Source organism: Enterococcus sp. E4-223 (assembly GCF_035727065.1).
In the GTDB taxonomy this organism is placed as follows: Bacteria; Bacillota; Bacilli; order Lactobacillales; family Enterococcaceae; genus Enterococcus_B; species Enterococcus_B faecium.
Genome location: NZ_JAPMLH010000003.1, coordinates 271757 through 281564 on the forward strand (window position 1 = coordinate 271757; position 9808 = coordinate 281564).

General features: G+C 38.4%; 8 protein-coding genes and 1 rRNA gene. 8 read left to right on the forward strand and 1 reads right to left on the reverse strand.

The features are described 5' to 3' along the window. Positions 1-166: 166 nt before the first annotated feature. A complete protein-coding gene (gene pfkA, locus OS139_RS06485) occupies positions 167-1129 on the forward strand; it encodes a 6-phosphofructokinase (RefSeq protein WP_002304759.1) in 963 nt (320 codons plus the stop codon). Positions 1130-1202: 73 nt separating this feature from the next. Further along, on the forward strand, positions 1203-2987 hold the full coding sequence (pyk, locus tag OS139_RS06490; RefSeq protein ID WP_002295355.1) for a pyruvate kinase: 1785 nt from the start codon (positions 1203-1205) through the stop codon (positions 2985-2987). Between the two features lie 34 nt (positions 2988-3021). Here pyk and OS139_RS06495 read toward each other — a convergent pair whose 3' ends face one another. After that, positions 3022-3924 carry a LysR substrate-binding domain-containing protein gene (locus tag OS139_RS06495; protein ID WP_002295354.1) on the reverse strand — a complete coding sequence of 301 codons (903 nt, stop codon included), beginning with the start codon at positions 3922-3924 and terminating at the stop codon, positions 3022-3024. A 185-nt stretch (positions 3925-4109) separates the two neighbouring features. Here OS139_RS06495 and OS139_RS06500 point away from each other — a divergent pair, with 185 nt between their 5' ends. The 6 genes from OS139_RS06500 to OS139_RS06525 form a co-directional block, all read left to right on the forward strand. Beyond that, positions 4110-4679 (forward strand): YceD family protein, encoded by a 570-nt coding sequence (locus tag OS139_RS06500; RefSeq protein ID WP_002332034.1) that lies wholly within the window; start codon positions 4110-4112, stop codon positions 4677-4679. Between the two features lie 57 nt (positions 4680-4736). After that, complete coding sequence (gene rpmF / locus OS139_RS06505) at positions 4737-4916, forward strand: 50S ribosomal protein L32 (protein ID WP_002290970.1); 180 nt, start codon at positions 4737-4739, stop codon at positions 4914-4916. A 169-nt stretch (positions 4917-5085) separates the two neighbouring features. Further along, positions 5086-6507, forward strand: coding sequence for an NADP-dependent phosphogluconate dehydrogenase (gndA, locus tag OS139_RS06510; protein WP_002295350.1), 1422 nt, complete (start codon positions 5086-5088; stop codon positions 6505-6507). Positions 6508-6699: 192 nt separating this feature from the next. Then, positions 6700-7386 carry a response regulator transcription factor gene (locus OS139_RS06515; RefSeq protein ID WP_002332033.1) on the forward strand — a complete coding sequence of 229 codons (687 nt, stop codon included), beginning with the start codon at positions 6700-6702 and terminating at the stop codon, positions 7384-7386. Then, positions 7383-8888, forward strand: a complete 1506-nt coding sequence (locus OS139_RS06520) for a HAMP domain-containing sensor histidine kinase (protein ID WP_002298265.1) — start codon at positions 7383-7385, stop codon at positions 8886-8888. Before OS139_RS06515 ends, OS139_RS06520 begins: the two co-directional genes overlap by 4 nt. Positions 8889-9574: 686 nt before the next feature. After that, positions 9575-9808, forward strand: a 16S ribosomal RNA gene (locus OS139_RS06525); the annotation flags it as partial.

Consider the following 9808-nt stretch of genomic DNA (forward strand, 5'->3'; position numbering starts at 1 on the left):
TTACGGTAAAAAATACTACTTGCTTTCATTTTTTTTCATTTTTTTATCCGTAAATCAAGACAAGTGAGAAAAATAATGTTAGAATGTTAGTCGTGGTTAACGCAAAAATGGTTGTAAACCTAAGTCATACTTAGGATAAAGTATTTTAATGAGGTGAATGTTTATTATGAAACGCATCGGAATTTTGACCAGTGGCGGAGACGCACCTGGAATGAATGCAGCTGTTCGTGCCGTTGTTCGTAAAGGTATTTACGAAGGACTGGAAGTATACGGGATCAATTATGGTTTTGCCGGTTTAGTTGCTGGAGATATTCGTCGTCTTGATGTGGCAGATGTAGGTGACAAGATCCAACGTGGTGGTACATTCTTGTATTCTGCACGTTATCCAGAATTTGCAACTGAAGAAGGTCAATTAAAAGGAATCGAACAATTGAAAAAATTCGGAATCGAAGGTCTAGTGGTTATCGGAGGAGACGGCTCTTATCATGGCGCAATGGCTTTGACAAAACGCGGTTTCCCAGCAGTAGGTATTCCTGGAACAATCGATAATGATATTCCTGGGACTGATTTCACAATCGGTTTTGATACAGCAATCAATACAGTACTAGAATCAATTGACCGTATTCGTGACACAGCGACTTCTCATGTTCGTACATTCGTTATCGAAGTAATGGGACGCAATGCAGGAGACATCGCTTTATGGTCAGGTGTGGCTGGCGGAGCGGATGAAATCATCATCCCAGAACATGATTTTGATATGGCTTCAGTTGCTAAAAAAATCCAAGAAGGCCGCGATCGCGGGAAGAAACATTGCTTGATCATCTTGGCTGAAGGTGTAATGGGCGGAAATGAATTCGCTGAGAAACTTTCAGAATTTGGCGACTATCATACACGTGTATCTATCTTGGGACACGTTGTCCGTGGTGGAGCACCAAGCGCACGCGACCGCGTGTTGGCAAGTAAATTCGGTGCTTACGCTGTCGAATTGCTTCAAGAAGGAAAAGGTGGATTATGTGTCGGTATCCATGACAACGAAATCGTTGCGTCTGACATCATTGATACACTTGAAAACAACAAACATAAACCAGACTTATCACTATATGATCTAAATAATTCACTTTCATTTTAAGAGTGAAAGAAACCAAGCTATTTAAGCTGTGTACAGCTTTAAATAAACAAAATTGAATGGGAGAGTTTTTTAAATGAAAAAAACCAAAATCGTTAGTACATTAGGACCAGCAAGTAACTCAGTAGAAATTATTTCTCAATTGATTGAATCTGGGGCAAATGTCTTCCGCTTTAACTTTTCTCATGGTGACCATGAAGAACAATTATCACGTATGACTATGGTCCGTGAAGCAGTTAAAAAGACAGGAAAAGATGTCGGTATTCTTTTAGATACAAAAGGAGCTGAAATCCGTACAACTGTTCAAGGCACAACAGAAGCTGATTTTGGTCGTGCAGGATACATCAAATTTGAAGTAGGAGATCAAACACGCATCTCTATGGATCCTGAACATGTAGGTTCAAAAGAAAAAATCGCGGTTACTTACCCAGGATTATTTGACGATGTTCACGTTGGTGGACACATTTTATTTGATGATGGTTTGATCGATATGCAAATCATTGAAAAAGACGAAGCAAACCGTGAATTAGTCGTAGAAGTTAAAAATGCAGGTATGCTAGGATCACGTAAAGGGGTAAATGCACCAGGCGTTTCTATTAGTTTGCCAGGTATTACTCCAAAAGATGCTGACGATATTCGTTTTGGTTTAGACAACGATATCGACTTTATCGCTGCAAGTTTTGTACGTAAAGCACAAGACGTTCTAGATATCCGCGAAATCTTAGAAGAAAAAGACATGACTCATGTTCAAATCTTCCCTAAAATCGAATCTCAAGAAGGTATCGACAACATTGACGAAATCATCAAAGTTTCTGACGGTGTTATGATTGCCCGCGGAGATATGGGTGTTGAAATCCCAGCTGAACTAGTACCAATGGTTCAAAAACGCATCATCAAAAAATGTAATGCTGCTGGTATCCCAGTTATCACTGCTACACAAATGTTAGAATCAATGCAAGAAAACCCACGTCCAACACGTGCGGAAGCTTCTGACGTTGCTAACGCTGTATTTGATGGCACAGATGCAACAATGCTATCTGGTGAATCTGCAAACGGGGACTACCCAGTTGAAGCTGTTTCAACAATGGCACGTATCGACCAAGAAGCTGAAAATGCATTATCAGAATTAGGTACATTCCAATTGAACGAATTCGATAAAACAGATGTAACTGAAACAATCGGTTTATCTGTAGCTCGTGCTGCAAAAAATCTAGGCGTGAAAACAATCGTTGCTGCAACTGAATCAGGATACACTGCAAAAATGATTTCAAAATATCGTCCAGATGCAGATATCTTGGCTGTTACTTTTGACGAACGCACAAAACGTGGTTTGATGTTAAACTGGGGCGTTTACCCAACAGTTGCTGAAAAACCATCAACAACTGATGAAATGTTCGAACTAGCAGCTAAAAAAGCTGTTGAATTAGGTTTCGCATCAGAAGGCGATTTAATCTTGATCACTGCTGGTGTACCAGTTGGTGAACGCGGAACAACTAACGTGATGAAAATTCAAATGATTGGTTCTAAATTATTAGAAGCTCAAGGCGTTGGACAAAAATCTGTCGTTGCAAATGCAGTTATTGCTTCATCTGCTGAAGAAGCTGTAAAAAAAGCAAAAGACGGAATGGTTCTAGTTGTACCATCAACTGACAAAGAATATATGCCTGCAATCGAAAAAGCAGCTGCTGTTATCGTTGAAGAAGGCGGATTGACTTCTCACGCTGCAGTTGTAGGAATTGCACAAGATATTCCTGTAATCGTTGGTGCTAAAGGCGCAACAACAACAATTACAGAAGGTGAATTGATTACCGTTGATTCACGTCGCGGCATCGTTTACCGTGGCGAAACAACAGCTATCTAATTTAGCTTAATAAAAAATAAAAACAGCTCTTCTTTTACGAAGAGCTGTTTTTTTGTGCTGTAACGAATTCATGGATAACTTGGACTACTTGTTCTTGAAGAGGCGTGACGATCTGCTGTGTTCGTTTTGCCAATGAAATCAAGAAGCGAGGCTGAACTTCATCTGAAAGAGGGAGGCAAACTAAATGATCTTCAGGATGGACAGCAATCTCTGCCAAAAAACCGATACCCACATTTTCTCGGACCATACTCTTTAAAATCGTCAAGTCATTGCTTTGATAAACAACTTTTGGATGAGTATGTGTTTGTTTAGAAAGCTTAGTGAATGCTGCGGGGTGGACATAATGTTCGTTCAATAGTACAAACTGTTCATCTGCTATATCTTTGAAAGAGACAGTATCCTGCTTGGAAAGAGGATGTGTAGGTGGCACGACGATCATGAAACGTTTGTCCAAAAGTAACTCTGTTTCTAAATATTGATCCACGATTGGCTGTGTTGAGCCTAATACAGCTAAATCGATCCTCCCTTGTCGGATCATCCCGTATAAGTCCCGAGAGCCTCCATCGGTAATCTCAATTTGATTCATCAATTCATGCTTGATAAAGTAACTTGACAGTTTAGGAAAGTATTCATTGCCGATAATAGGAGGCATGCCAAAACGAAGCTTTTTCTTTTGCAACTGAGTGATTTCAGCTCTTGCAGTAGAAATCTCTTGGAGAATGGTTTGTGCATGGAGAAACAGCTGCTTTCCAGAAGGCGTGACGATTAATTCGTGATGCGATCGATCTCTTGTAATAAGTACGGTGTCAAACTCTTTTTCAAGACGTTGTAATGCATATGTAATAGTAGGTTGGCTCACACGGAAATAATTAGCCACTTTCGTAAAATTTTTTTGTTTGACGATTTGGACATAGTATTCGATATCTTTCGTGTTCATGAAGATCATCCGCTCCTTTAATGGAATAATGATTATTGTAAATGATTCTGAGGATGATAGCAAACAGAGGCTTTCTAATAAAGATTTTTATGTTTTTTTATGAACAGCAAGGTGTCAAGAAAATTTCATTGACAACATGCTTTTTGCCCTGTATAATTGCTTTTGTTGCTTAGGAGTGATGAAAAATGAAATGGTCTTTATTGGAATTGAGAAAATACCAGGAGACACCGTTAACTTTTCATGAGACGCTCGACTTGAAAGCCGCTCTCATGAAGCGAGACAATTTAATACTTGATGTTGCGCCAGTGGAAGTCGAAGGTTTGGTCTCAGTTGATAAGAAAGGCTATATCGTTCATTACACTGTGCAGACGACTTTGACAGTTCCTTCAACACGTTCACTAGAACTTGTTGAACTGCCCATGGATTTTTCTGTAGACGAAGTATTCATGACAGAAGAACAATTCCAAAGTAGAGATGAACAAATGTCTGCGGATGAGATTTTGCTAATTGAAGGTCCATTATTGAATTTAGCAGAGTCGATTGAAGACAACATCTTATTGGCGATTCCAATGCGGGTATTGACAAAAGAAGAGGAAGCAGCAACAGAACTTCCAAAAGGCAATGATTGGGAAGTTGTTTCCGAAGAAGAATACCAGCGCAGAAAAATGGAAGAAGCCGAGAATAAAATTGATCCTCGTCTTGCAAAACTATCTGAACTTTTTGATTCTAAATCAAAAGACGACGATAACAAGTAAGATTGGAATATATTGTGTCTAATTTAGATACAAGACTTTACAAGGAGGTGTAGCAAAATGGCAGTACCAGCTAGAAGAACATCAAAAGCTAAAAAAGCAAAACGTCGTACACACTACAAATTGACAATCAAAGGGTTAAACGAATGTCCAAACTGTGGTGAAATGAAAAAAAGCCATCACGTATGTGCAAATTGTGGTTACTATGATGGTAAGGACGTAATGTCAAAAGAAGCTTAATACATTTTAATTAGAAAATGTAAAACCTCAAGGCTAACCATGGAGCCTTGAGGTTTATTTTTTTGTAGTCGGTAAATAAAAAATATGTTGTTCTTTAGTTTGCAATGTAGCCGTGTTAAGCTATAATGTAAGAGATTAGGGAGAAATCCCGTATGTAGGAGGAGTTCATATGTCAAAACAACAAATCGGCGTTGTCGGTATGGCCGTTATGGGTAAAAATCTAGCCTTGAACATAGAAAGCCGCGGCTATTCAGTGGCTTTATTCAATCGTACAGGGGCTAAAACAACCGCTGTAGTAGAAGAACACCCAGATAAAAATTTCAAAGCAACATATACAATCGAAGAATTTGTAGAATCTATCGAGAAACCACGTCGGATCTTGCTAATGGTCAAAGCAGGACCGGCAACAGATGCAACAATCCAAGAGTTACTTCCTCACCTTGATAAAGGCGATATTTTGATTGACGGAGGAAATACATTCTTTAAAGATACGATGCGTCGTAATGAAGAATTAGCCAACTCTGGCATTAACTTTATCGGTACAGGCGTTTCTGGTGGTGAAGAAGGAGCTTTAAAAGGACCTTCAATCATGCCTGGTGGACAAAAAGAAGCCTATGCGCTAGTTGCACCAATCTTAGAGCAAATTTCTGCAAAAGCAGAAGACGGAGCACCATGTGTCACATATATTGGCCCAAATGGAGCCGGACATTATGTAAAAATGGTACACAACGGTATTGAGTATGGAGATATGCAGTTGATTGCTGAATCTTATGACTTAATGAAGAATATTTTAAACCTTTCAGTAGAAGAAATGGCTGATATCTTTAAAGAATGGAATCAAGGCGAATTAGACAGCTATTTGATAGAAATCACTGCTGACATTCTGACGCGTAAAGACGATGAAGGAACAGGTAAACCAGTAGTAGATGTGATCCTTGATGCAGCTGGGAATAAAGGAACAGGTAAATGGACAAGCCAAAGCGCGCTTGACTTAGGTGTGCCACTTCCATTGATCACTGAATCTGTATTTGCCCGCTATATTTCTGCTTATAAAGAAGAACGCGTACAAGCAAGTAAAATTTTGTCTCGTACGAACGATTTTGAGTTCACGGGAGACAAAAAAGAATTGGTCGAAAAAATCCGAGAAGCGTTGTATTTCAGTAAAATCATGAGTTATGCCCAAGGATTTGCTCAATTACGTGTCGCTTCAAAAGAATTTGACTGGGACTTGCCATTTGGTGAAATCGCAAAAATCTGGCGCGCTGGATGTATCATCCGAGCTCGATTCTTGCAAAAAATTACGGATGCCTATGACAAAAATCCTGAGATCGAAAATTTATTGCTAGATGATTACTTCGTTGAAATCACGAAAAAATATCAGCAATCAGTCAGAGACGTCGTTGCCTTGGCTGTCCAAGCTGGCGTACCTGTACCGACTTTCTCATCAGCCATCGCTTACTTCGATTCATACAGAGCAGAACGTCTGCCTGCAAATATAATCCAAGCCCAACGCGATTACTTTGGCGCACATACCTATGAACGTGTCGACAAAGAAGGAATCTTCCATTACTCATGGTACCATGAAGAATAATAGTCTTTCGGCTGTTAGGAAATGAGAAAATAAAAAGAGGACGAAAGAGCTGAAGTCGATTGTTATGAGTAGACTTCAGCTCTTTTTTAAAATTGCTATCCATGATAAAATGACTATAGATTTTTAAGCATATTATCGGTATAATGATAGAGTTTTTAAAAAGCCAGTAGAATAGAAAGGATAAAATAATAAATGAGCAATATTCTAATCGTTGAAGATGAAAAGAACTTGGCACGATTTGTCGAGCTAGAGTTGAAGCATGAAGGGTATAACACAGAAGTCCACTACAACGGCCGAACTGGTTTAGATGCGGCATTAAATAATGAGTGGGATGCCATATTGTTGGATCTGATGCTCCCAGAATTGAACGGTTTAGAAGTCTGCAGACGTGTACGCCAAGTCAAAAATACACCAATCATTATGATGACTGCAAGAGATTCTGTGATCGATCGTGTATCTGGACTTGACCACGGAGCAGATGACTACATCGTCAAACCATTTGCTATCGAAGAATTATTAGCACGTCTTCGTGCATTGTTGCGTCGAATCGATATTGAAGGCGATAAAAATGTGGCTAAACAAACTACTATTACTTATCGCGATTTGACTATCGAAAAAGAAAACCGTGTCGTACGTCGCGGAAATGAAGTAATTGAACTAACAAAAAGAGAATACGAGTTGCTGCTTACTTTAATGGAAAACGTGAACGTGGTATTAGCACGTGACGTTTTACTAAATAAAGTGTGGGGATACGAAACAGAAGTTGAAACAAACGTAGTGGACGTATATATTCGTTATCTTCGCAACAAAATTGACGTTCCCGGGGAGGAAAGCTATATCCAAACTGTACGCGGAACAGGTTATGTGATGCGCTCGTGATAAAGCCGAAAAAATCGGAAAAAAGAGAACTGAAAGGGCCCTCCTTGACAATCAAGTGGGCCTTTGCGAGTTCTTTCTTCATATTCGTTGTGTTTACAATTTTCGCTGTCATTACCTATAAATCATCTATCAATCTGATTGTGGCAAAAGAAAGAAACAATGTAGAGCGTACGATTTCAGAAGTAGCTTCTCGTTTGGCTAACTCGGATGAAGAACTGACATTAGTAAATACGTATCGTAATCTGACGAAAGCGACAAATGACGGAGATGAGGTCGTAGATCATACTTCACTGGTCGAAGGGAACTTAATGAAGATCGATTCCTTTATAGCTGAGCTAGGGCAGCCATCAATGGATCTTTATGTTTATGATTTGGACGAGAACTTGATTTTTAAAACCCATGAAAACAGTCGAAACCTGATTCAGACTACACGTAAAGTTCCAACGATCGTTACACTAGAAGGAAAAACTGGCTTTTTATCTATCCAGCCTATATATTCTAAAGGTACAAGAGAAAAGATCGGCTATGCGCAAAGCTTCTATGAATTATCTTCTTTCTATGATATTCGAAATAAGCTATTATTGACTCTTATTGTTTTAGAAGTTGTTTCTTTGATCTTAAGTAGTATTTTAGGTTTCTTTTTATCTTCTTATTTCTTAAAACCACTCAAGGTACTCAGAGATACAATGGATACTATACGTAAAGATCCGCAATCAGATATCCACATGCCTGAAATCGACACAAATGATGAATTGGCAGATTTAGCTGAAATATTCAATGAGATGCTTGACCGTATGCGTTTGTATATTGAACAACAAGAGCAATTCGTGGAAGACGTATCTCATGAGTTAAGGACACCTGTTGCAATTATTGAAGGGCATCTTAGTCTGCTAAATCGTTGGGGGAAAGATGATCCTGAGATATTAGAAGAATCATTAAGCGCCAGCATGCAAGAAATCAGCCGTATGAAAAGCTTAGTTCAAGAGATGCTAGACTTATCAAGAGCAGAACAAGTAGATGTTCATTATGCGAATGAAACAACTAAAGGAAAAGAAGTCACCTATCAAGTTTATAATAATTTCAAGATATTATATCCAGACTATGTGATCACTTTAGATGATGATTTGACAAAAGAAGTGACCCTGCAAATTTATCGTAATCACTTTGAACAATTAATCATTATCATATTGGATAACGCAGTAAAGTATTCAACTACACGAAAAGAAGTCCATATCTCTATTTCTTCCACTCTGAATGAATTTGAGATCGCGATTCAGGACTTTGGCGAAGGAATACCCAAAGAAGACCTTAATAAGATCTTCAATCGTTTTTATCGAGTGGATAAAGCAAGAGCTAGAACGAAGGGTGGAAATGGTCTGGGGTTGTCTATCGCTAAACAACTGGTTGAAAACTATAAAGGACGTATCTTAGCAGAAAGTGTAGTAGGGCAAGGGACAATTTTTAGAATCTTTATTCCTATCGCAAAGGCAGAAGACAAGTAAAGCATGTGCTTTACTTGTTTTTTTATATATCCAACAAAGAATAAGGTACAAAATACAAGCAAGTGAGAAATTCAGGGATGTCATTATAAAAAAAACTAGCGAACAATTAAATAGAATAACATCCGTTAATTAAATGTAAGTAGCTTTTAGATGAACGAAAAAACAATAAAATGCTGTAATATTCGTGTTTAAAAATAATAAATAAAAATAGGGAATTTTCTATTGCAATTTTATAAAGAGATTGCTATATTATTATTTGTTCTAAATGATTCCTTTAAGGTGTCGCTAAAAATTATAAAAAATAGGGTTGACGCACTTTTGGTGTCATGTTATAATAACGAAGTCGTTTGGATGAGATAGCTAATAAAGCTTGATTTTATCGAAAAAAACTTCGAAAAAGTTATTGACAAATAACAATAAAGATGATATGATAATCAAGTCGCTGCTAATGAGTGACAAAGACGTTTAGAAAAAATAAACAAAGAAGTTGTTGACATTCTCTTCTGAATCTGATAAGATTAAAGAGTTGTTGAAACAAAAAGATTAGACCTTTGAAAACTGAACAAAGTAAGACAAACCAAATGTGTAGGGCGTCTTGATTCAATTCAAGACAACAAACATTTTTAACAAGCAAGCAATATGCTAGCAAACAAATTGAGCTTAACAATCGCAAGATTGTTCGAACTTTTTATGAGAGTTTGATCCTGGCTCAGGACGAACGCTGGCGGCGTGCCTAATACATGCAAGTCGAACGCTTCTTTTTCCACCGGAGCTTGCTCCACCGGAAAAAGAAGAGTGGCGAACGGGTGAGTAACACGTGGGTAACCTGCCCATCAGAAGGGGATAACACTTGGAAACAGGTGCTAATACCGTATAACAATCAAAACCGCATGGTTTTGATTTGAAAGGCGCTTTCGGGT